At 54.0% G+C, this 21,968-nt stretch carries 19 protein-coding genes and 1 pseudogene; 9 read left to right on the top strand and 11 right to left on the bottom strand.

Annotation, left to right across the window (positions count from 1 at the left end):
- The first annotated feature begins 343 nt into the window (after nucleotides 1-343).
- On the top strand, nucleotides 344-2,629 hold the full coding sequence (gene nrdA / locus I6L53_RS07115) for a class 1a ribonucleoside-diphosphate reductase subunit alpha (RefSeq protein WP_042317867.1): 2,286 nt from the start codon (nucleotides 344-346) through the stop codon (nucleotides 2,627-2,629).
- Here nrdA and I6L53_RS23775 read toward each other — a convergent pair.
- Nucleotides 2,630-2,722: pseudogene (locus I6L53_RS23775) on the bottom strand (hypothetical protein); the annotation flags it as partial. It lies immediately after the preceding gene.
- Nucleotides 2,723-2,742: 20 nt separating this feature from the next.
- On the opposite strand from I6L53_RS23775, the gene nrdB reads away from it, so the two are divergent.
- Both nrdB and yfaE read left to right on the top strand, forming a co-directional pair.
- A complete protein-coding gene (gene nrdB / locus I6L53_RS07110) occupies nucleotides 2,743-3,873 on the top strand; it encodes a class Ia ribonucleoside-diphosphate reductase subunit beta (RefSeq protein WP_042317865.1) in 1,131 nt (376 codons plus the stop codon).
- Nucleotides 3,873-4,127: a ferredoxin-like diferric-tyrosyl radical cofactor maintenance protein YfaE gene (yfaE, locus tag I6L53_RS07105; RefSeq protein WP_042317864.1), complete on the top strand. Its 255-nt coding sequence runs from the start codon at nucleotides 3,873-3,875 to the stop codon at nucleotides 4,125-4,127. Before nrdB ends, yfaE begins: the two co-directional genes overlap by 1 nt.
- A 6-nt stretch (nucleotides 4,128-4,133) precedes the next feature.
- Here the strand turns inward: yfaE and inaA are convergent, their stop codons facing one another.
- The 3 genes from inaA to glpT form a co-directional block, all read right to left on the bottom strand.
- Nucleotides 4,134-4,772 carry a lipopolysaccharide kinase InaA gene (inaA, locus tag I6L53_RS07100; protein WP_042317862.1) on the bottom strand — a complete coding sequence of 213 codons (639 nt, stop codon included), beginning with the start codon at nucleotides 4,770-4,772 and terminating at the stop codon, nucleotides 4,134-4,136.
- A gap of 213 nt (nucleotides 4,773-4,985) precedes the next feature.
- Nucleotides 4,986-6,062, bottom strand: coding sequence for a glycerophosphodiester phosphodiesterase (glpQ, locus tag I6L53_RS07095; protein ID WP_042317861.1), 1,077 nt, complete (start codon nucleotides 6,060-6,062; stop codon nucleotides 4,986-4,988).
- 4 nt (nucleotides 6,063-6,066) lie between these two features.
- The gene (gene glpT, locus I6L53_RS07090) at nucleotides 6,067-7,425 is read right to left on the bottom strand and encodes a glycerol-3-phosphate transporter (protein WP_042317860.1); all 1,359 of its coding nucleotides are present in this window, start codon (nucleotides 7,423-7,425) and stop codon (nucleotides 6,067-6,069) included.
- Between the two features lie 271 nt (nucleotides 7,426-7,696).
- Between glpT and glpA the strand changes: the two genes are divergently transcribed.
- From glpA to I6L53_RS07070, 4 genes are all read left to right on the top strand, one after another.
- Nucleotides 7,697-9,325: an anaerobic glycerol-3-phosphate dehydrogenase subunit A gene (gene glpA, locus I6L53_RS07085; protein WP_042317857.1), complete on the top strand. Its 1,629-nt coding sequence runs from the start codon at nucleotides 7,697-7,699 to the stop codon at nucleotides 9,323-9,325.
- Complete coding sequence (glpB, locus tag I6L53_RS07080) at nucleotides 9,315-10,574, top strand: glycerol-3-phosphate dehydrogenase subunit GlpB (protein ID WP_042317856.1); 1,260 nt, start codon at nucleotides 9,315-9,317, stop codon at nucleotides 10,572-10,574. Before glpA ends, glpB begins: the two co-directional genes overlap by 11 nt.
- Nucleotides 10,571-11,761 (top strand): anaerobic glycerol-3-phosphate dehydrogenase subunit GlpC, encoded by a 1,191-nt coding sequence (gene glpC / locus I6L53_RS07075; RefSeq protein WP_042317855.1) that lies wholly within the window; start codon nucleotides 10,571-10,573, stop codon nucleotides 11,759-11,761. Before glpB ends, glpC begins: the two co-directional genes overlap by 4 nt.
- Nucleotides 11,762-11,942: 181 nt before the next feature.
- On the top strand, nucleotides 11,943-12,869 hold the full coding sequence (locus I6L53_RS07070; protein ID WP_042317853.1) for an Rpn family recombination-promoting nuclease/putative transposase: 927 nt from the start codon (nucleotides 11,943-11,945) through the stop codon (nucleotides 12,867-12,869).
- 45 nt (nucleotides 12,870-12,914) lie between these two features.
- Here I6L53_RS07070 and yfaU read toward each other — a convergent pair whose 3' ends face one another.
- The 6 genes from yfaU to I6L53_RS07040 all read right to left on the bottom strand — a co-directional run bounded on the left by yfaU (nucleotide 12,915) and on the right by I6L53_RS07040 (nucleotide 19,157).
- Entirely contained in the window at nucleotides 12,915-13,718 is an 804-nt protein-coding gene (gene yfaU / locus I6L53_RS07065; protein ID WP_042317852.1) for a 2-keto-3-deoxy-L-rhamnonate aldolase, read from the bottom strand.
- Nucleotides 13,719-13,743: 25 nt separating this feature from the next.
- Nucleotides 13,744-15,033, bottom strand: coding sequence for an MFS transporter (locus I6L53_RS07060; RefSeq protein ID WP_042317850.1), 1,290 nt, complete (start codon nucleotides 15,031-15,033; stop codon nucleotides 13,744-13,746).
- Nucleotides 15,034-15,089: 56 nt separating this feature from the next.
- A complete protein-coding gene (rhmD, locus tag I6L53_RS07055) occupies nucleotides 15,090-16,295 on the bottom strand; it encodes an L-rhamnonate dehydratase (protein WP_042317849.1) in 1,206 nt (401 codons plus the stop codon).
- Between the two features lie 14 nt (nucleotides 16,296-16,309).
- Entirely contained in the window at nucleotides 16,310-17,092 is a 783-nt protein-coding gene (locus I6L53_RS07050) for an IclR family transcriptional regulator (protein WP_042317847.1), read from the bottom strand.
- Nucleotides 17,093-17,303: 211 nt separating this feature from the next.
- The gene (locus tag I6L53_RS07045) at nucleotides 17,304-18,500 is read right to left on the bottom strand and encodes a nicotinamide mononucleotide deamidase-related protein YfaY (protein ID WP_042317845.1); all 1,197 of its coding nucleotides are present in this window, start codon (nucleotides 18,498-18,500) and stop codon (nucleotides 17,304-17,306) included.
- Nucleotides 18,501-18,614: 114 nt separating this feature from the next.
- Nucleotides 18,615-19,157 (bottom strand): YfaZ family outer membrane protein, encoded by a 543-nt coding sequence (locus I6L53_RS07040; RefSeq protein ID WP_042317844.1) that lies wholly within the window; start codon nucleotides 19,155-19,157, stop codon nucleotides 18,615-18,617.
- A gap of 311 nt (nucleotides 19,158-19,468) precedes the next feature.
- Here I6L53_RS07040 and nudI point away from each other — a divergent pair, with 311 nt between their 5' ends.
- Nucleotides 19,469-19,894: a nucleoside triphosphatase NudI gene (nudI, locus tag I6L53_RS07035; protein WP_042317842.1), complete on the top strand. Its 426-nt coding sequence runs from the start codon at nucleotides 19,469-19,471 to the stop codon at nucleotides 19,892-19,894.
- 48 nt (nucleotides 19,895-19,942) lie between these two features.
- Here the strand turns inward: nudI and I6L53_RS07030 are convergent, their stop codons facing one another.
- The gene (locus I6L53_RS07030; RefSeq protein ID WP_042317840.1) at nucleotides 19,943-20,548 is read right to left on the bottom strand and encodes a histidine phosphatase family protein; all 606 of its coding nucleotides are present in this window, start codon (nucleotides 20,546-20,548) and stop codon (nucleotides 19,943-19,945) included.
- A gap of 279 nt (nucleotides 20,549-20,827) precedes the next feature.
- Here I6L53_RS07030 and arnB point away from each other — a divergent pair, with 279 nt between their 5' ends.
- The gene (gene arnB / locus I6L53_RS07025; RefSeq protein WP_042317839.1) at nucleotides 20,828-21,967 is read left to right on the top strand and encodes a UDP-4-amino-4-deoxy-L-arabinose aminotransferase; all 1,140 of its coding nucleotides are present in this window, start codon (nucleotides 20,828-20,830) and stop codon (nucleotides 21,965-21,967) included.
- Nucleotide 21,968 lies beyond the last annotated feature (1 nt).

Here is a 21,968-nt window from a genome sequence, read left to right as displayed (position 1 = left end):
CGGTATCCAGGTTACAAAACTTGCGCCAGGTCATAAGAAGTTTCTATACCTTCGTTGAAGAAATCAGCACTCGATCAAATTATCTATTTTTTTTATAAATTATTGACATCCCCGCCAGGCCTTATAAGACGTGCACTTAGCCTTTCTTACCCTTTTGCAACCTCAATTTAACCTCAAAATCAACTCTTGTGCTGAAAAGAATCCCTACTAGAATACTCACCATATAGCGTTTACTTTAACACTCAACCCCTACATATAGTATTTATCCACAGAGTTAGTCACAAGGTGGCATTGTGGATAATGCAGGGGATATTTTTTCTTTCACGGACAGGTAAAAAACCACATGAATCAGAGTCTGCTGGTGACAAAGCGTGATGGTAGTACAGAGCGCATCAATCTCGACAAAATCCATCGGGTTCTGGATTGGGCGGCAGAAGGACTGAATAACGTATCGATTTCTCAGGTCGAACTGCGCTCCCATATCCAGTTTTATGACGGTATCAAAACCTCCGATATCCATGAAACCATCATTAAAGCGGCAGCGGATCTGATCTCTCGCGAGGCGCCGGATTACCAGTACCTGGCTGCGCGCCTGGCGATTTTCCATCTGCGTAAAAAAGCCTACGGCGAGTTCGAACCGCCGAAACTGTTTGACCATGTGGTGAAAATGGTTGAAATGGGCAAATACGACAATCATCTGCTGGAAGACTACACGGAAGAAGAGTTCAAGCAGATGGACTCGTTCATCGTACACGACCGTGATATGACCTTCTCCTACGCCGCCGTTAAGCAGCTGGAAGGGAAATATCTGGTCCAGAACCGTGTCACCGGTGAAATCTACGAAAGCGCCCAGTTCCTCTATATTCTGGTGGCTGCTTGCCTGTTCTCTAACTACCCGCGTGATACCCGTCTGGAATACGTAAAACGTTTTTATGACGCGGTGTCGACGTTCAAAATTTCGCTGCCGACGCCGATTATGTCCGGCGTTCGTACTCCGACGCGTCAGTTCAGCTCCTGTGTACTGATCGAGTGTGGCGACAGCCTGGACTCGATCAATGCCACCTCCAGCGCGATTGTAAAATACGTCTCCCAGCGTGCCGGTATCGGTATCAATGCGGGTCGTATCCGTGCGCTGGGCAGCCCGATTCGCGGTGGCGAAGCGTTCCACACTGGCTGTATCCCTTTCTACAAACATTTCCAGACCGCCGTGAAATCCTGCTCTCAGGGCGGCGTACGCGGCGGTGCCGCCACGCTGTTCTACCCAATGTGGCATCTGGAAGTCGAAAGCCTGCTGGTGCTGAAAAACAACCGTGGCGTAGAAGGCAACCGCGTGCGTCACATGGACTACGGCGTACAGATCAACAAGCTCATGTACACGCGTCTGCTGAAAGGCGGCGATATTACGCTCTTCAGCCCATCCGATGTTCCGGGGCTGTATGACGCCTTTTTCGCCGATCAGGATGAATTCGAACGCCTGTACGTGAAATACGAAAACGACGACAGCATCCGTAAACAGCGTGTCAAAGCGGTTGAACTGTTCTCTCTGATGATGCAGGAACGCGCCTCTACTGGTCGTATCTACATTCAGAACGTTGATCACTGCAATACCCACAGCCCGTTCGATCCGCAGGTCGCGCCGGTACGCCAGTCCAACCTGTGCCTGGAAATCGCTCTGCCCACTAAACCGCTGATGGATGTGAACGACGAAAACGGTGAAATCGCCCTGTGTACGCTTTCCGCCTTCAACCTGGGGGCGATCAACGGCCTCGAGGAACTGGAAGAGCTGGCGGTACTGGCCGTTCGTGCCCTCGATGCGCTGTTAGATTATCAGGACTACCCGATCCCGGCAGCCAAACGCGGAGCGATGGGCCGTCGTACGCTGGGTATTGGCGTGATTAACTTTGCTTACTGGCTGGCGAAAAACGGTAAGCGCTACTCCGATGGCAGCGCCAACAACCTGACGCACAAGACGTTTGAAGCCATTCAGTACTATCTGCTGAAGGCCTCTAACGAACTGGCGATCGAACAAGGCGCCTGCCCGTGGTTTAACGAAACCACCTACGCGCAGGGCATTCTGCCGATCGATACTTACAAGAAAGATCTGGATGCTATCACCAACGAACCGCTGCATCACGACTGGGAAGCGCTTCGCGAGTCTATCAAGACCTTTGGTCTGCGTAACTCAACGCTCTCTGCCCTGATGCCGTCCGAAACCTCTTCGCAGATCTCGAACGCCACTAATGGTATCGAGCCGCCGCGTGGTTACGTCAGCATTAAAGCGTCGAAAGACGGTATTCTGCGTCAGGTGGTGCCGGACTACGAGCACCTTGGCAACGCCTATGAACTGCTGTGGGAAATGCCGGGTAACGACGGTTATCTGCAACTGGTTGGCATCATGCAGAAGTTTATCGATCAGTCGATTTCGGCTAACACCAACTACGATCCGTCGCGCTTCCCGTCAGGAAAAGTGCCGATGCAGCAGTTGCTCAAAGACCTGCTTACCGCCTATAAGTTCGGGGTCAAAACGCTGTATTATCAGAACACCCGTGACGGCGCGGAAGATGCCCAGGACGATCTGGTGCCATCCATTCAGGACGATGGCTGCGAAAGCGGCGCATGTAAGATCTGATATTGTGATGCCGGATGGCGGCGTAAACGCCTTATCCGGCCTACACATGCATCGCGTTGTAGGCCGGATAAGCGTAGCGCCATCCGGCATTAAACTCCAAACAGGACATATTCATGGCATACACCACTTTTTCACAGACGAAAAATGACCAGCTTCTGGAACCGATGTTTTTTGGTCAGCCGGTCAACGTGGCCCGCTACGATCAGCAAAAATACGACATCTTCGAAAAGCTGATCGAAAAGCAGCTCTCGTTCTTCTGGCGTCCTGAAGAGGTTGACGTTTCCCGCGACCGTATCGACTACCAGGCGCTGCCAGAGCATGAAAAACACATTTTTATCAGTAACCTGAAGTACCAGACGTTGCTGGACTCCATTCAGGGACGTAGCCCGAACGTGGCGCTGTTGCCGCTGATCTCCATTCCGGAACTGGAAACCTGGGTCGAAACCTGGGCCTTCTCCGAGACCATTCACTCGCGTTCTTACACTCATATCATCCGTAATATCGTTAACGATCCGGCAATCGTGTTTGATGACATCGTCACCAACGAGCAGATCCAGAAACGTGCGGAAGGCATTTCCAGCTATTACGATGAGCTGATTGAGATGACCAGCTACTGGCATCTGCTGGGCGAAGGGACGCACACCGTGAATGGCAAAACCGTCACCGTGAACCTGCGCGCACTGAAGAAAAAACTGTATCTGTGCCTCATGAGCGTCAACGCGCTGGAAGCCATCCGCTTCTACGTCAGCTTCGCCTGCTCCTTTGCTTTCGCCGAACGCGAACTGATGGAAGGCAACGCTAAAATCATTCGTCTGATCGCCCGTGACGAAGCGTTGCACCTGACCGGCACTCAGCACATGCTGAACCTGCTGCGCAGCGGCGTTGACGATCCGGAAATGGCGGAAATCGCTGAAGAGTGTAAGCAGGAGTGCTATGACCTGTTCGTGCAGGCCGCCCTGCAGGAAAAAGAGTGGGCGGACTACCTGTTCCGCGACGGTTCGATGATCGGCCTGAACAAAGATATTCTTTGCCAGTACGTCGAATACATCACCAACATTCGTATGCAGGCGGTCGGGCTGGATCTGCCGTTCCAGACCCGTTCAAATCCGATTCCGTGGATCAACACCTGGCTGGTGTCCGATAACGTTCAGGTGGCCCCGCAGGAAGTGGAAGTGAGCTCTTATCTGGTCGGCCAGATCGACTCCGAAGTCGATACCGACGATCTGAGTAATTTCCAGCTCTGATGGGACGCGTCACGCTGCGCATCACTGGCACACAGCTGTTGTGCCAGGATGAACACCCTTCCCTGCTCGCCGCGCTTGAGTCACATAACGTTGAAGTGGAATACCAGTGCCGCGAAGGCTACTGCGGTTCATGTCGCACCCGACTGATCGCCGGTCAGGTCGACTGGATCGCCGAGCCGTTAGCGTTCATTCAGCCGGGCGAAATTTTGCCCTGCTGTTGCAGGGCAAAAGGCGACATCGAAATTGAGATGTAGCGCGCGTTACAGCGCGTAGTAACAGGCTTTCACTTGTTCCCAGTCCGCTCTCGGGATGGGACTCAGGTACTTCTCAAGCTGGGAGAAGTCATGCTGTGCCGCTTTATGGCGACGAAAACGACGGCGGCTTTTTTCCAGATCTAAGAACCCGGCTTCAACCGTTCCTTCCGTTTTCACATAGATATGTCGTACGTAGCAGCAACCGTGCTGACGATTGACGCTGTGCATCTTTTTAAACGCCAGCGCGACCGCTTTTAACATTGCCTCGCGCACCTCATCAGGATACGGCGTCACCGCGTGTTGCTTATACCACTCTTCGATGCTCACAAAGCCTTTCATATCTTCAGTGATCAGCAGCGCACGCCACTCACCGTCAATTTTTGTCGCTTTGCCATAGACAATTTTCGGCACAATAACGCCCGCACGGGCCAGCTCATTGATCACCTCGATTTCGCGCACAATCGTCGGACGTCCGAAGGGATAGCGTACCGAGTGAAACAGGTGCTGAGTCATGCGTTTCACATACAGTTTCTTCCCGTCACGTTCGATGCATTGCACACCGCTCATCCCTTTGCGTCGATAATTCGGTTCTTCGACCCAATCGCCTTCCGTTGCCCACCAGTGATTAAACTCGTCCTGCACCATATCGGCCTCATCCGTTACAATAACGACATAAACTATTCAGACTGGTAATATAAATCGTCTGCTTAAGAATTTCTTAAGATATTTATGCTATGCGGTGGAATTCTTGATCTGGTGTACGCTTTTTATGCTTTGACGAAAAATGAGATAAAAAAACTGCACCTTACTTAGCAGTTTCCCGCTTTTGGGGTGCAGTGGAGAGGGATAACGCGGTTTTTACTCTTTACGTAAGAACATCACCGCTTTGTCGGGGAAGTCAGTGAACAGTCCGTCCACACCCGCCTGGTTGTACAGAATATCGTACAGCTGATTCACATCCGTCGTGTAGTCCGGCAACTGATCGGCGCGAACCGTATAAGGATGAACCGTCATCTTATTCTGATGGGCGTCCTGCACCATGCCCGTCAGCACGATTTTGCCTTTCGTCGACTTCTCATCAATCAGCATGTGGTAGTCCGGACCGATGCCGTCCGCATACTCCGCCACCTGTTTCATCGCGCCGGGTTTGAACATCCAGTCGTAGTTGTAATTGACCCAACTGCCGTCCGGCTGCTTCTCCTGGGTTTCATTCCAGTCGGTATAAGCGATCAGCTGTACCAGGTTCAGGTTCATCCCCATTTCAGGTTCCAGCTCATTTTTGATGCGCTTAAGTTCTGCTACATCAAAACTTTGCAGCAAGACTTTGTCCTGCTTGTCGCTGTAACCGTACTTTTTCAGTACTTCCAGCGTCTTAGCCGCGATATCCTTCCCTTCCTGATGATGGAACCACGGCGCTTTGATCTCCGGATAGATACCGATGTTCTTGCCGGTGGAATGGTTCAGCCCCTGAATAAACTCGATCTCTTCGGCAAAGGTATGCACACGGAAGTCCGATTTCCCCATCGGGAAGCGACCCGGGTAGGTCTGCACCTTCTTGCCGTTTTCCAGATCAAACCCTTCGGTAAACTTCAGGGATTTGATTTCGTCCAGAGTAAAGTCGATGGCGTAGTAGCGACCGTCTTTGCGTGCACGATCCGGAAAACGCTCAGCGACATCCGTCACACGATCCAGATAGTGGTCATGCAGAACAACCAGTTGGTCGTCTTTGGTCATGACCAAATCCTGTTCCAGGTAATCGGCACCCTGCGCATAGGCCATCGCTTTCGCGGGGAGCGTATGTTCCGGCAGATATCCGCTTGCGCCACGGTGGGCAATCACGACTTTATCCGTAGTGCTGGCCGCCAGAGCGTGACTTCCCATTACCGCCCCCGCCATCATCAGCGTCAGACTCAGGTTTTTCAGTGCTGTCTTCATTCACTTAGCCCCCGTTGCGTTTCAGTTGCATCTCAGCATGGTGGCGTTTCTCGCCGATCATCACCACAATCAACAGAATCACCGCCAGGATGCTGCCGCCGATCATCACCATGAAACCGCCGTCCCAGCCGAAGAAGTCAACGGTGTAACCCACTATCGCGCTGGCCGCCACGGATCCGCCGAGGTAACCAAACAGGCCAGTAAAGCCCGCTGCTGTCCCTGCGGCTTTTTTCGGTGCCAGTTCCAGCGCATGCAGACCAATCAGCATCACCGGGCCGTAAATCAGGAAGCCGATCACAATCATACAAATCATATCGACAGTCGGGTTACCTGCCGGGTTCATCCAGTAAATGATGGTGGCAATAGTCACCAGCGTCATAAAGAACACGCCGGTCGCGCCGCGGTTACCACGGAACACTTTGTCCGACATCCAGCCACACAGCAGCGTCCCCGGGATCCCTGCGTATTCATAGAAGAAGTAGGCCCAGGAGGATTTATCCAGCGCAAAGTGCTTCACTTCTTTCAGATACGTCGGAGACCAGTCGAGAATGCCGTAGCGCAGCAGATAGACGAACACGTTGGCAATTGCGATGTACCACAGCAATTTGTTCGGCAGAATGTATTGCATGAAGATCTGTTTCGCCGTCAGTTCTTCTTCCGCTTTTTCGTTGTAGTCATCCGGATAATCGTTTTTGTACTCTTCGATTGGCGGCAGACCACAGGATTGCGGAGTATCACGCATTAGCGCGAAAGCGAAAATCGCCACCAGAATGGCGCCGAATGCCGGCATATACAGCGCAGCTTTCCAGTCGTTAAACCAGGCCATCCCGAGCAGAAACAGCAGTGGAGGGATCCCGCCCCCGACGTTATGCGCGCAGTTCCAGACGGAGACGATCCCGCCACGCTCTTTCTGCGACCACCAGTGCACCATGGTACGTCCGCACGGCGGCCAGCCCATACCCTGGAACCATCCGCAGAGGAACAGCAGCACAAACATTATCGCGATGCTCGATGTCGCCCACGGCACAAAGCCCATGAACAACATCACCGCTGCCGCCAGAATCAGACCGGCTGGCAGGAAAACGCGCGGATTCGAGCGATCCGAAACCGACCCCATGATAAATTTCGAAAATCCGTAGGCAATAGAGATCCCCGACAACGCAAAACCTAAATCACCCCGAGAAAATCCCTGCTCAACGAGATACGGCATCGCCAGCGCAAAGTTCTTGCGCACCAGATAGTACGCGGCATAGCCAAAAAATATCCCCAGGAATATTTGCCAACGAAGCCGACGGTAAGTCGGATCGATCTCCGCTGCTGGCAAGCGAGCTCTATGCGCCGCTGGTTTAAAAATACTCAACATAATCTAGCCTCCGTGGCCCATCTTTTAGTAGTGATAACATCGCAGGTCGTTCGAGCGCCGCCCGCAGATTCCCGCATGGCGGCGATGTTAGGTAAAGATACCTGTCGTTAATGTGAATTACAGCACATATTGTTACAGATTTATGACAAATGTTCAGAAAGGCGCACGAAATCACGTTTCATTTTCGAATCATGAGCGAATATGCGCGAAATCAAACAAACCATGTTTTTTATGTGGCTAAATGATAAAAAACGAACTGTGAGGGAAAACAATGAAAACTCGCGACTCGCAAACAAGTGACGTGATTATCATTGGGGGCGGTGCCACAGGTGCAGGGATTGCCCGCGACTGCGCGCTGCGCGGTCTGCGTGTCATCTTAGTTGAACGTCACGATATCGCGACCGGTGCGACCGGCCGTAACCACGGACTGCTGCACAGCGGAGCGCGCTATGCGGTGACTGACGCGGAATCTGCCCGTGAATGCATCAGCGAAAACCAAATTCTGAAACGTATCGCCCGCCACTGCGTTGAGCCAACGGACGGTCTGTTTATTACCCTGCCTGAGGATGAGCTTTCCTTTCAGGCCACCTTTATCCGCGCCTGCGAAGAGGCAGGTATTCGTGCAGAAGCGATCGATCCGCAACAGGCGCGGATTATCGAACCGTCGGTGAATCCACACCTGATCGGTGCGGTCAAAGTGCCGGACGGCACCGTTGACCCGTTCCGCCTGACCGCAGCCAACATGCTCGATGCGAAAGAGCACGGTGCCATTATCCTGACCGCCCACGAAGTGACCGGGTTGATCCGCGAAGGCGCAACCGTCAGCGGCGTCCATGTACGTAACCATCTCAATGGTGAAACGCAAACCCTGCATGCGCCGGTGGTCGTTAACGCTGCCGGGATCTGGGGGCAGCGAATCGCGGAATATGCCGATTTGAGCATCCGTATGTTCCCGGCAAAAGGGTCACTGTTGATCATGGACCACCGCATCAACCAGCACGTGATTAACCGCTGCCGTAAGCCGTCTGACGCCGATATTCTGGTGCCTGGCGACACGATCTCGCTGATTGGCACGACATCAACCCACATTGATTACAACGATATCGACAGCAACCGCGTCACCGCCGATGAGGTTGATATTCTGCTGCGCGAAGGTGAAAAACTGGCGCCAGTTATGGCGAAAACCCGCATTCTGCGCGCCTACTCCGGAGTTCGCCCGCTGGTGGCAAGTGATGACGATCCCAGTGGTCGTAACGTCAGCCGCGGCATTGTGCTGTTCGATCACGCGAAACGTGACGGTCTGGACGGGTTTATCACTATCACGGGCGGCAAACTGATGACCTACCGCCTGATGGCCGAGTGGGCCACCGATGCGGTATGCCGTAAACTGGGCAACTCTCGCCCATGCATCACTGCAGACACTCCACTACCGGGTTCGCAGGAGCCAACGGAAAACACACTGAAGCGCGTGATCTCTCTGCCCGCCCCACTGAGAGGTTCAGCGGTGTATCGCCACGGCGACCGTACGCCGGCGTGGCTGAGCCATGGCCGTCAGCACCGCAGTCTGGTCTGTGAATGCGAAGCCGTCACCGCAGGTGAAGTACAGTATGCTGTCGAAAATTTAAACGTTAACAGCCTGCTGGATCTCCGTCGTCGTACCCGCGTGGGAATGGGTACCTGTCAGGGCGAACTTTGCGCCTGCCGTGCTGCCGGATTACTGCAACGCTTTAACATCACTACCTCCGCACAGTCCATTACCCAGCTGTCGGACTTCCTCAACGAACGCTGGAAAGGCGTACAACCCATTGCCTGGGGCGATGCGCTGCGCGAAAGCGAATTTACCCGCTGGGTATACCAGGGATTATGTGGTCTGGAAAAGGAGCCGCGCGATGAGATTTGATACGGTCATTATGGGCGGCGGTCTCGCCGGACTCCTGTGCGCTCTACAATTGCAAAAAAGCGGCTTACGCTGCGCGGTGGTGACCCGTGGGCAGAGCGCGCTGCACTTCTCCTCCGGCTCGCTGGATCTGCTGAGTGCACTGCCGGATGGGCAACCGGTGAAGGATATCGCTGCGGGCCTGAACGCCTTGCGTGAACAGGCTCCTGCACATCCTTACACGACGCTCGGTACACAACAGGTGTTGACACTCGCCGAGCAAGCGCAGGCGCTGCTGAACGCATCCGGGGCCCATCTACAGGGCGACGTTCAGCAGTCGCATCAGCGGGTCACCCCGCTGGGTACGTTGCGTTCGACCTGGCTTAGCTCACCGGAAGTCCCTGTCTGGCCGCTGGACGCTAAACGTATCTGCGTAGTGGGCATTAGCGGTTTACTCGATTTTCAGGCACACCTGGCTGCCGCCTCTCTGCGTCAACGCGACATGGAGGTCGAAACCGCCGAGATTGATCTGCCGGAACTGGACGTTTTGCGCGACAACGCCACCGAATTTCGGGCGGTAAACATTGCCCGTTTTCTGGATAACGAAGACAAATGGTCACTGCTGTACGATGCGCTGTTGCCGATAGCAAAAACGTGCGAAATGATTATTATGCCCGCCTGCTTTGGTCTGGCAGATGACCGCCTCTGGCGCTGGCTCAACGATCGCCTGCCCTGCTCGCTCACGTTACTGCCGACCTTACCGCCGTCGGTGCTGGGGATCCGACTGCATAACCAGTTACAGCGTCAGTTCGTCCGCCAGGGCGGGATCTGGATGCCCGGCGATGAAGTGAAGAAAGTCACCTGTAAAAATGGCGTGGTGAGCGAGATCTGGACGCGCAATCACGCAGATATCCCCCTGCGTCCCCGCTTTGCCGTACTCGCCAGCGGAAGTTTCTTTAGCAGCGGCCTGCTCGCCGAGCGTGAAGGTATCCGCGAGCCGATTCTGGGGCTGGATGTTCAGCAAGCGGCAACCCGCGCCGACTGGTATCAACGCGATTTCTTTGATGCGCAACCCTGGCAGCAGTTTGGCGTCACTACCGATGAGACGCTGCGCCCGTCGCTGGCGGGACAAACTGTAGACAATCTGTATGCCATAGGCTCTGTTCTCGGCGGATTCGACCCGATTGCCCAGGGATGCGGAGGCGGCGTCTGTGCAGTCACCGCATTACATGCCGCCCATCACATTGCAGCACGTGCAGGAGGTGAGCAATGAGCGATACACGTTTTGAAAGTTGCATCAAATGCACGGTGTGCACCACCGCATGTCCGGTCAGCCGCGTTAATCCCGGCTATCCGGGTCCCAAACAGGCCGGTCCCGACGGTGAGCGCCTGCGCCTGAAAGATGGCGCGCTGTACGATGACGCACTGAAATATTGCATTAACTGCAAACGCTGCGAAGTGGCCTGTCCATCTGATGTGAAAATTGGCGATATCATTCAACGCGCACGGGCAAAATATGACACTTCACGCCCGTCGCTGCGTAACTTTATTTTAAGTCATACTGACCTGATGGGCAGCGTCTCCACGCCGTTCGCGCCTGTGGTCAACACGGCAACCTCACTGAAACCTGTGCGCCAGTTGCTCGATTACGCGCTTAAAATCGATCATCGTCGCACATTGCCAAAATACTCTTTTGGCACCTTCCGCCGCTGGTATCGCAGCGTGGCGGCCCAGCAGGCGCAGTACAGCGATCAGGTTGCCTTCTTCCACGGCTGCTTTGTGAATTACAACCACCCGCAGCTCGGCAAAGATTTGATCAACGTGCTGAATGCGATGGGCACAGGCGTCCAGTTATTGAGTAAAGAGAAGTGCTGCGGCGTACCGCTGATTGCCAACGGGTTTACCGATAAAGCCCGTAAACAGGCGGTATCCAACGTCGAATCGCTACGGGAAGCAATTAGTGTGAAGGGGATTCCGGTGATTGCCACCTCCTCGACCTGTACCTTTGCCCTGCGTGATGAGTACCCGGAAGTGCTGGATGTCGACAACAGCGGTCTGCGGGAACATATCGAACTGGCGACCCGCTGGCTGTGGCGCAAACTGGATGAAGGAAAAACGCTGCCGCTGAAAACGCTGCCGCTGAAAGTGGTTTACCACACTCCCTGCCATATGGAAAAAATGGGCTGGACGCTGTACACCCTTGAACTGTTGCGCCGCATTCCGGGGCTGGAACTCACGGTGCTGGACTCCCAGTGCTGCGGGATTGCCGGCACCTACGGCTTTAAGAAGGAGAACTACCCCACCTCGCAAGCCATCGGCACGCCACTGTTTAAACAGATTGAAGAGAGCGGTGCGGATCTCGTGGTTACCGACTGCGAGACCTGCAAATGGCAAATCGAGATGTCCACCAGCAAACGCTGTGAACATCCGATTACCCTGCTGGCGAAAGCATTAGGTTAACTGAGCGCCCGGCGGCACTGCGCCCCGGGCGTTTTTGCGTTTAGCATTCCACAATATTGAATACGTTACCGTCGTACGTATTTATCTCCCGCCCCTCTTCGCAAAGCCGGAATTTCGCGCATGCAGCCCTTACTATAACCTCGTATCGTCACGTCACTGGATTCTTTGGTGACGGATAACCATGGCGAAATCAACGACGTCAACACCGCACGATGCCGTGTTTAAAAAGATGATGACCTATCCTGAAATTGCGCAGGATTTTCTTAAGATTCATCTTCCTGAGTCATTATGCAAACTCTGCGATTTAACCACGCTCAAACTGGAATCCACCACCTTCATTGAAAACGACCTGAGAACCTACTATTCCGATGTTTTGTGGTCGCTGAAAACACGCGAGGGTGAGGGTTACATTTACTGCGTTATCGAACATCAGAGTACCGCCGTGCCGCACATGGCATTTCGTTTGATGCGTTATGCCACTGCCGCTATGCAACACCATCTTGATAGCGGAAATAAGACCCTGCCGCTGGTGATCCCGATGCTGTTTTATCATGGCGAACAAAGCCCATACCCTTTTTCACTGAACTGGCTGGACGAATTTAACGACCCACAGCTGGCGCAGCAACTCTACACAGAAGCCTTTCCGCTGGTCGATATCACGGTCATCTCTGACGACGAAATCATGCAGCATAAGCGCATAGCCCTGCTGGAACTGATGCAAAAACATATCCGCGATCGTGATTTGATGGGGCTGGTTGACCGACTGGTTTCGCTTTTAATAACCGGTACAGCTAATGACAGCCAGTTGCATACGCTGTTTAATTATCTGGTGCAGTACGGCGATGCGTCCCGCTTCAGTGACTTTATCCATGATGTCGCCAGACGCGTTCCCCATCACAAGGAGAAATTGATGACAATTGCAGAAAGGCTTCGGCAGGAAGGCCACCACATAGGGCTGCAGAAAGGACTACAAAAGGGTCTGCAGGAAGGCGCCAGGGAGGAGGCATTACGTATCGCGCGGATGATGCTGAAAAGCGGGATCGAACGCGACAAGGTACTGGTGATAACCGGACTGTCACTCGACGATATCATGGCAAACAGTCCGTAAAGCCTGACAGATAGCCCGGTGGCACTGCGCCACCGGGCTATCGTTTTAGTAACTCTGTTTCAGTTTCTGCGTCGCCTGACCGGGCTTGAACATCGCCAGTCGCTGGTCCAGCGCTTCGGTATACAGCATGGTATCAACACCGACGGCGACAAAGTTCGCCCCCCACTCCAGACATTTCTGCGCCATGAGCGGATCGACCGCGAGAAAGCCCGCGGCTTTTCCGGCCGCGCGAATGCGCTGAATGCTCTCTTTGATAATCCGCTGCACCTCCGGGTGTCCGCTGTTGTCCGGATACCCCAAAGAAGCCGACAGATCGGCAGGACCAATAAACACACCGTCAATACCTTCCACGTCCAGAATCGCGTCCAGATTATCCAGTGCGGCTTTACTTTCGACCTGCACCAGCAGACAGAGTGACTCATTGGCCTGTGCCATATAGTTGTCAATACGTCCCCAGCGCGCCGCCCGCGCCACGCTGGCCCCAACGCCACGCTCGCCCACGGGCGGGTAACGGGTTGCCGCAACCACCTGCCGCGCCTGTTCTGCGCTATCAACCATCGGAATCAACAGCGTCTGCGCGCCGATATCCAGAACCTGTTTGATCAGCGCCTTAGTACCTTCTACCGGACGGATCACCGGCTGACTGGCGTAGGGAGCAATCGCCTGCATCTGATGATAGAGATCCTGTACCGTGTTCGGCGCGTGTTCGCCGTCGATCAACAGCCAGTCATAACCTGACGTCGCGGCAATTTCCGCCATGTAAGAGGTCGTCGAACTCAGCCACAGCCCGATCTGTACTTCCCCTTTGCGGAGCGCGTCCTTAAAAGGGTTTGCTAACAATGCGTTCATAATGATCCTTACAACGTGGATAAAACTATTGATGTGCAGCACCCGGTTGCGACGCGGGACGGTTCACGCTCAGCGTGAAGATAATCAATGAACCGATAATGGCGACACCTGCCAGCGTCAGCAGTCCTGCGGCATCGCTCGCAAACATCGTTTCCGCCTTAACGCGCAGGATTGGCGCAATAAACCCACCTACGGCGCCAAACAGGTTCACGAAACCGATCCCCGCGGCCAGCGCTGTGCCGGAAAGCAGTTGGGTCGGCATTGTCCAGAACACCGGCTGTACGGCGATAAAACCAACAGCCGCCACGCAAAGCGCCAGAATCGCCACCATCGGTGATGCCAGGCCGGATACACCAATACCAATCCCCGCAGCCAGCAACGTCAGCGCGGCGACATTACGACGTTCACCAGTACGATCGGAGTAGCGAGGGATAAGCCAGGTCCCGAACAGGGCGGCAACCCACGGAATGGCGGTAACCACCGACGCCGTGAAACCCACTTTGGTGCCCAGCAGCGCAGCGACCTGGGTCGGCAGAAAGAAAATCAGCCCGTACACCGCCACCTGAATCGTCAGATAGATAATCGCCAGTTGCCAGACGCGTCCGTTACGCAGGGCATCTGAGAGTTTTGATGTGGTCTTCTTCTCTTCCTCGCTCGCCAGTTGACTAATAAGCGCCGCTTTCTCTTCTGCGCTCAGGAAACGCGCCTGTTGCGGGGTGTCATCCAGCCAGAAGAAGGTGAAGACCCCGGCGCCTACCGCCAGCAAACCTTCGATAACGAACATCCAGAACCAGCCAGGATGGCCCATAAAGCCGTGCATCTCCAGCAGTGCGCCGGACAGCGGCGATCCCAGCGTCAACGCCAGCGGCGCCCCCATGTAAAACAGTCCCATAATGCTGGCGCGGTTACGCTGCGGGAACCATTGCGAGGTGAGATAGATCATACCGGGGAAGAAACCGGCTTCAGCCGCCCCCAGCAGGGTACGGATAATCAGGAATTTCGCCTCGGTATCCGCCCACGCCATCGCGGCAGACAGAAATCCCCACAGCAGCGTGGTGGTGCCAATCCACGTTCTGGCCCCCAGTTTGCGCATCAGCAGGTTAGCGGGCACACCGAGAAAGGCGTAAACCACAAAGAAGATCCCCGCGCCAAGCGCGTAGGCCTCATTGCTCAGCCCGGTATCAATCTGATAGGTCTCTTTGGCAAAGCCAATGTTCGAACGGTCCAGAAACGCCAGTACATACAGTGCCAGCATGAACGGGATCAAACGTGCGCGGTTTTTCTTCACTACGCCGTCAAGAAGAGTGGTACTCATAGCAAGATCCTCAAAGAAATGAGGGCGTTGCCGCCTCTGCGGCAACGCACAGGTCATTAGTGGCTATAAGGGCGTTTCAGGTTGCAGTCGCGATTAAGCTCGACGCCGAATCCCGGTTTATCCAGCACGGACTTATGAATACGCCCCTTCACCGGTACCGGTTCATCAAGCAGAATCGGGTCAAACTGTGGACGCATCGTTGAGCAGTCCGGACTGGTCATCAGGAACTCACTGAACGGCGTGTTGGTGAAGGTAATCACCGCATGGTGCGAATAGACCGATGAACCGTGCGGCACCACCAGTTGTCCGCGTGATTTCGCAATCGCCGCAATCTCAACCAGCGTGGTCAGGCCGCCGCACCAGCCGACATCCGGCTGCATGATATCGATGCCGGTTTCCGCCAGCGTGCGGAAAGACTGCAACGTGCCGTGATGCTCACCGCTGGTGACCATCATTCCTGCCGGCGCATTGCGTTTCAGTTCACGATAGCCTTCATACTGCTGCGGCGGTAAACACTCTTCGATCCACTTCAGATTAGATGGCGCGCAGGCGTGGGCCAGTTTCGTGGCGTAATTCACGTCCTGACTCATCCAGCAGTCCAGCATCAGCCAGAAATCCGGGCCACACTTCTCACGCATTTCCGCCACCATGGCGGCATCTTTGCGGATCCCCGCATCGCCATCGTGCGGCCCCCAGTGGGTCGGCATTTTGCCGCCAATAAAGCCCATCTCTTTTGCCAGATCCGGACGCGCCCCGGTGGCATAGAACTGAATTTCATCCCGTACCGCGCCGCCCAGCAGTTTGTAAACCGGCAGACCTACCACCTTGCCAAACAGATCCCATAGCGCCAAATCGACACAGGAGATGGTGTTCATCACCAGACCGCCGGAACCCGAGTAATACATGGTCGCACCGAGCATCTGATCGTGAATGAGTTTGATATCGCTGACGCATTTGCCTTCGATAAAACGGTTGAGATGTTTTTCAACGATAAAGCAGCCCATCTCCCCTGCCGTAGAGACCGCAAAGCCCGTCTGTCCGTTTTCGGCTTCAACCTCAACAATCAGCGTACCCAGCACGTTAATCCCAAAAGACTGACGCGACTGTTCGTACTCACGATATTTACTCATCGGCGTGGCGATATGATCGTCAATCCAGTGGTTAGCCCCCTGGTCATGATAATCACCGCCGCCTGCACCTTTTTCTGCCGTTGCTCCACCGGTAAACCAGGCGCGGATATGTTTAATTTTGGGTAGGGTCATGATGTTCTCCTTTATTATGATGCGAGTGAATCGAAGGGACTTTTCCATCCCAACAGACGTGAAATATCCTTCGCGCAGGCAATGGCTTTGCCGGCAAGATAATCACGATTCTCTTCGTTGATTTCTAAGCGGGTGCCGACCACCGAGATGGCGGCGGCGGGTTCGTTATTAGCATTAAAAATGGGGGCCGCAACGCAGCGCACGTCCGGATAATCTTCTCCGTTATCAAAGCTCCAGCCACGCTGGCGGATGCGCTCCAGTTCATCACTGAGTTGCTCAGGTTGGGTGATCGTGGTGGGGGTCGCCTGCTCCCACACCAGTTGCTCAATGATAGCGTTGCGCACGGCGGCAGGCTGCCACGCCAGCAGACATTTACCAATGCCAGAGCGATACAGCGAAAGGCTTTTCCCTTCATGGGAGCGCACGCTGATGGTCGAAGACGATTCCACCTTCAGGATGTAATACGCGCTTTCATGGTCGAGAATCCCCAGATGACAGAGCAGTCCGGTTTCATCCATCAGTTGCGTCAGGCGTGGGCGCGCCAGTTCACGCAGATCCATTTTGCTCAGCGCATGGCCGGAAAGTTCCACCAGCTTGGTCCACAGACAAAAGTTCTCCTGATGATCGACGCTGATAAACCGCTGACGCTTCAGTTCACTCAACAGCAGGTAAGCCGTGCTTTTGGGAATGCCCAGCGTTTCAATGATCGTGGCGGCGCTGCAAGGGCCAATCCGTGCAATCAGATTCAGAATATCAATGGCGCGAGTGAGCGCCGGGACTTTGCTTGATTCCAACATACTGGACTCCAGTCTGAGATACTGGAATCAGTGTGATCGGTCATGGCGGGTAAATTTGTGAAGCGCGTCATGTCGCGTCTTTCTTCCAACAGAATGGAGAAATTACGTGCAAAAATGCGAGGTGAGTCACGGATTTTTTCGTGGGGAGTACAACAGGTTGGACAAAAAGAGAATCAGCCCGAGAAGCACAGCGCCATCGGGCGATTGAAGACTACAGCGTCAGGGATTCAACCACGTCAATCCAGCCATGCTCGCTGGCAATATCCTGTTCGTTAAACCAGCGACGCAGCATGTTAAGCGCCATCATCGCGCAAACCTCCTGACGTACCGCCAGGCTGTGACGGGTCACGCTGAAATGGACGCGCAGAGCAAATGTCCCATCCGGGGTCGCCAGCGCAAAGTTCAGGTGATCGTTTTCCAGCCCGGAGATCGCCAGCGCCAGTCCGGCGTAATGTTTGCCGCGCCGTTCCGACGTCCAGTGCGCGGTCTGCGCGAGCGTCTCTTCCTGCGAAGGCACCACTTCACTGGCCAACAGCGGCGCCCCCACGCGGGAAAGCTGCAATGCCAGCAGCCCGCCGGTGAACTGCTCGCTCAACGTCAGGCTAAGCTGCCTTTTCTGCAACTCACGCGCTATTTGCAAAGGAAGTCCTTCGGTGCCCTCAAAAATCAGACTTTGCCCGGCAACACGCTTAACCTCCAGCCACAGACTGCGCATCGCCTCACGCTGAGCGTACGGTCCGGTCAGTTTAAGCTCGATAATCGGCATCGATGAGCGATAACCCAGGGTCACCCCTTCCGGTAATGAAAGCGAGTCGAGGCTCTGCGCCAGATCGCTTTCCGAACGACCAAAGGTGGTCAGACGCAGACACAGCGGCGGCTCGGTGAGAGAGAAACGCTCACGCAAACGCGGCAGGATCTCATGTTCCACCATCACTTTAAATTCTGACGGTACGCCTGGCGTAAAGAACATCAGACAACGATTAAGCTGTACGGCAAAACCACAGGCGGTGCCAACAGGGTTATTGATAAATTCGGCGCTGGCGGGCAGTTCAGCCTGTTTACGGTTACTGGGGGCCATCACCCTGCCGCGTTCCCGGAAGAATCGCTCCATCCCGGCAAGCCAGGCCTCGTGCAGAACCAGTCCTTCCCCTTTCGCCGTCGCCGCAGCCAGCGCGCTGAGATCGTCGCTGGTCGGACCCAGGCCGCCGTTGACGATCAAAACGTCAGCATGTTGACTTCGCTCGCGCAAAATAGCGACCAGGTCGTCGAGGTTATCGCCCACCGTATTTCGGCGCGATAAGGGCAATCCCTGATTAAAGAAAAAATCGGCCAGCCAGGCAGCATTCGTGTCGACGATTTGCCCGTGCAACACTTCATCCCCGGTGGATAACATCTCCACGTTTAACATCGTGTTCTCCTGCTTTTATGATGAAAATACTATAACGCAAAGGGGGAAGTGACGTGGCAGAGAAATATCCTGAAGGGAATAAAAGTGGCGCGACAGGAGATCGCGCCACCGGAGTCAGAAGCTGGCGTTGACCCCAACGTATGGGCCGTCCGCAATGGCGTTATCGCGATTGCCGTCTTTACCCGCCAGATTCAGGTAGCGATACCCGGCTTCCACGCTAAGCGGACGCATGATCGTCAAACGTGCGCCAGCATTCGCCTCTTCATAGCTCTGGATGCCGCTGGATAATGAGTCCGGAGAGTAGTAATACTCACCGAACAGGCGAACGCTGTCGCCTATCGGCCACTGTAATCCACCACCAACAGCTGCCGCATAACCTTCATCACTGTCGTTCGGGTTGGTATAGATCCCTTTACCGCCTACGGTCGCCAGCAGCGGACCAAGTGGAATATTCAGACCCAGTCCCAGACCCGCAGCGTCACCGTCATCATCGCTATGCATCCAGTTACCGCTCACGGCCAGTCCGGTAGACTCCGTACCTAACCCGACGCCAATGTTGGTATATTCTTTACCCGCCTGACCGCTGACGCTTATTGCACTCGCGGAAGCAGAAACGAACAGCATTCCAGCTATTCCAAATAATACGCTTTTCTTCATTTTTACCCTTTCCAGCAAGCAAATACATAAAGTTTCCCAAAGCTGCGGAATTGTACTGCCCGCACCAAAGGAATCAATGAGCTAAAAAAGCGATCGCCTGACGTTTTGTAAGCAAATAATACCGACAGAGAGCGAGAAGAGAATCACTAATCCTCCTTACCGCCCCTGGGAACGTCCGGGAATCATTTATTATTCATTACTATCCCTCACAGTGCATTTCTCATATGAATATAAAATAAACATGTTATCTGATGTTCCCAGGGGATAAACTTTTCCCTGCTAACTCTATCTCTGCTTCAAGGAACATTACCGTGCGTCAAAGGACTATTGTTTGCCCCTTAATACAGAATGCGGGAAGTTATCTCCTGTGCCAGATGGCCGACGATCGAGGGGTTTTCCCGGGTCAATGGGCGCTGTCTGGCGGTGGCGTTGAGCCGGGAGAACGTATTGAAGAGGCCCTGCGCCGTGAGATTCGCGAAGAACTGGGCACAGCGCTGGTTCTGACTGACATCAAACCCTGGACCTTCAGTGACGATATCCGCACTAAAACCTACCCCGATGGCAGTCAGGAAGAAATTTATATGATTTACCTGATTTTTGACTGCACCGCCGCCAATCGCGAAGTGCATATCAATGAAGAGTTCAAGGCGTTTGCCTGGGTCAAGCCGGAAGATTTACCGAAATACGATTTAAACGTTGCGACAGTGAAAACCTTAACCCTGAAAGGGTTATTATAAAGTCTGATGACAGCTACAGCGGCTGTCATCTTTTATTCATGATGTCGATTAAGGCGATACCAGTTTACCGTCAAGATAGAGTTTTCCCTTATCAACATGCATCACCAGACCGTCCAGATAATCTGGCGTCAATTTTACGCCACGCATATTTTTGGCCAGATAGGTCAGACAATGATTGTGAGTAAAAATAACCACGTCTTTATTTTCCGACTTATTTACTAAGCGCTCAATGGCCTGCCCCGTTCCCCGCCCACAGGCATGCATGCCTTTATCAACCGTCAGTTTTTTACCCGCAGAAAACCAGGTTGCTGACTGAATGGTGCGCACCGTATCGCTGGCATACAGATCGTAGTCTTTAATCTCTTTACTAAACGAGGTGCCCAGCGCGCGAGCCTGTTTCGCCCCATACTCAGTGATGCCGGTTTTGTCCGACAGACAGGCATTATCTGACCGGTCACAGCGCTCAGCATGACGAAACAGCACCACCACCGGATGCTGTTTTGCCAATACCTCCAGGGTACGGGTATCGATTCTCGGTAGACCGTTGCTACTCCAGGCGAAATGACTGCCCAGCCCCACCATGATCGCTAATGCCGATAAGAGAATAACCGTATATTTTTTGTATTTAACGAAATATTGGGACAATACGAACACATTAAACCCCACTTGATACCGGCAAAAATAAATATAACCTTGCGGCGTACCGCTTAATGAAAGGCATGATCGTTTATGGGGGAAAATGCCCGAAAATCTCGGCCATTGCAAATGCAACGTGGTTAAAAAAGCATATATTTCCTTAACGTTAAATTCTTAAGGTTAATTTAATATTCAGATACTACTATTCGGTTATCACTGGATAATCCTCATTTAGCCTCCTGTTTATAACGCAATAAATAAGAGGTTTGCAGTATCCAAATGGCTGAAGGAAATATAATGTCTGATTTTCTGCCTTTCTCTCGTCCGGCGGTAGGTACGGAAGAACTTGCCGCTATCAAAGCGGTTCTCGATTCTGGATGGATTACGACCGGCCCGAAAAATCAGCAACTGGAAGAGGCGTTCTGCCAGTTGACGGGAAACCACCACGCCATTGCCGTTAGTTCTGCCACAGCAGGAATGCATATTGCTCTCATGGCGCTGGGAATCGGTGCAGGTGATGAAGTCATCACTCCGTCAATGACCTGGGTTTCCACACTGAACATGATTGTGCTGTTGGGGGCAACCCCGGTGATGGTGGATGTCGACCGCGACACGCTGATGGTCACCGCTGAACACATTGAAGCCGCCATTACCCCGCGCACTAAAGCCATCATTCCCGTCCATTACGCGGGGGCCCCCGCCGATGTGGATGCCATTTACGCCCTCGCGGAACGTCACGGTATTGCCGTTATTGAAGACGCCGCGCACGCGGTCGGCACTTATTATCAGGATCGCCACGTCGGAGCACGGGGCACCGCCATCTTCTCCTTTCATGCCATCAAGAATATCACCTGCGCAGAGGGAGGACTCATCGTCACCGATGATGATCAACTCGCCCGGCAGTTGCGTATGCTGAAATTCCACGGACTCGGCGTGGATGCCTATGACCGCCAGACCTGGGGTCGTGCGCCCCAGGCAGAGGTTCTGACGCCGGGGTACAAATACAATCTGACCGACATTAACGCGGCGATGGCCCTGGTTCAGTTGAATAAGCTTGAGACATTCAACCATCGACGGGCCGCCATCACTCAAGAGTACCAGCGCGCGCTGACCGATCTTCCGTTTCAGCCGCTGAGTCTGCCGTCGTGGCCCCACGTTCATGCCTGGCATCTGTTTATCATTCGCACCGACGAAGAGCGGTGCGGCATCAGTCGCGACGGGCTGATGGAGGCGCTCAAAGCCCAGGGGATCGGCACCGGTTTGCATTTTCGCGCGGCACACACGCAGAAATATTACCGCGAACGCTTCAACGCCCTGTCGCTCCCCAATACCGAATGGAACAGCGCGCGTATTTGCTCGCTACCGCTGTTTCCCGATATGACCCCAGCGGATACCGCTCGCGTTATTACCGCCCTTCGCCAGATTGCAGGAAAATAAC

Source organism: Citrobacter farmeri, from assembly GCF_019048065.1.
Lineage (GTDB): Bacteria > Pseudomonadota > Gammaproteobacteria > Enterobacterales > Enterobacteriaceae > Citrobacter_A > Citrobacter_A farmeri.
This window is presented reverse-complemented; position numbering and strand designations above follow the sequence as displayed.

Bases quoted from the DNA above. Each gene is read 5' to 3' on its own strand.
- nrdA (WP_042317867.1), top strand. From the start codon at position 344: ATGAATCAGAGTCTGCTGGTGACAAAGCGTGATGGTAGTACAGAGCGC.
- glpA (WP_042317857.1), top strand. From the start codon at position 7,697: ATGAAAACTCGCGACTCGCAAACAAGTGACGTGATTATCATTGGGGGC.
- rhmD (WP_042317849.1), bottom strand. From the start codon at position 16,295: ATGACCCTACCCAAAATTAAACATATCCGCGCCTGGTTTACCGGTGGA.
- I6L53_RS07050 (WP_042317847.1), bottom strand. From the start codon at position 17,092: ATGTTGGAATCAAGCAAAGTCCCGGCGCTCACTCGCGCCATTGATATT.
- I6L53_RS07045 (WP_042317845.1), bottom strand. From the start codon at position 18,500: ATGTTAAACGTGGAGATGTTATCCACCGGGGATGAAGTGTTGCACGGG.
- glpT (WP_042317860.1), bottom strand. From the start codon at position 7,425: ATGTTGAGTATTTTTAAACCAGCGGCGCATAGAGCTCGCTTGCCAGCA.
- inaA (WP_042317862.1), bottom strand. From the start codon at position 4,772: ATGGTGCAGGACGAGTTTAATCACTGGTGGGCAACGGAAGGCGATTGG.
- I6L53_RS07040 (WP_042317844.1), bottom strand. From the start codon at position 19,157: ATGAAGAAAAGCGTATTATTTGGAATAGCTGGAATGCTGTTCGTTTCT.
- yfaU (WP_042317852.1), bottom strand. From the start codon at position 13,718: ATGAACGCATTGTTAGCAAACCCTTTTAAGGACGCGCTCCGCAAAGGG.
- nrdB (WP_042317865.1), top strand. From the start codon at position 2,743: ATGGCATACACCACTTTTTCACAGACGAAAAATGACCAGCTTCTGGAA.
- yfaE (WP_042317864.1), top strand. From the start codon at position 3,873: ATGGGACGCGTCACGCTGCGCATCACTGGCACACAGCTGTTGTGCCAG.
- I6L53_RS07060 (WP_042317850.1), bottom strand. From the start codon at position 15,033: ATGAGTACCACTCTTCTTGACGGCGTAGTGAAGAAAAACCGCGCACGT.
- glpB (WP_042317856.1), top strand. From the start codon at position 9,315: ATGAGATTTGATACGGTCATTATGGGCGGCGGTCTCGCCGGACTCCTG.
- glpC (WP_042317855.1), top strand. From the start codon at position 10,571: ATGAGCGATACACGTTTTGAAAGTTGCATCAAATGCACGGTGTGCACC.
- glpQ (WP_042317861.1), bottom strand. From the start codon at position 6,062: ATGAAGACAGCACTGAAAAACCTGAGTCTGACGCTGATGATGGCGGGG.
- I6L53_RS07070 (WP_042317853.1), top strand. From the start codon at position 11,943: ATGGCGAAATCAACGACGTCAACACCGCACGATGCCGTGTTTAAAAAG.
- arnB (WP_042317839.1), top strand. From the start codon at position 20,828: ATGTCTGATTTTCTGCCTTTCTCTCGTCCGGCGGTAGGTACGGAAGAA.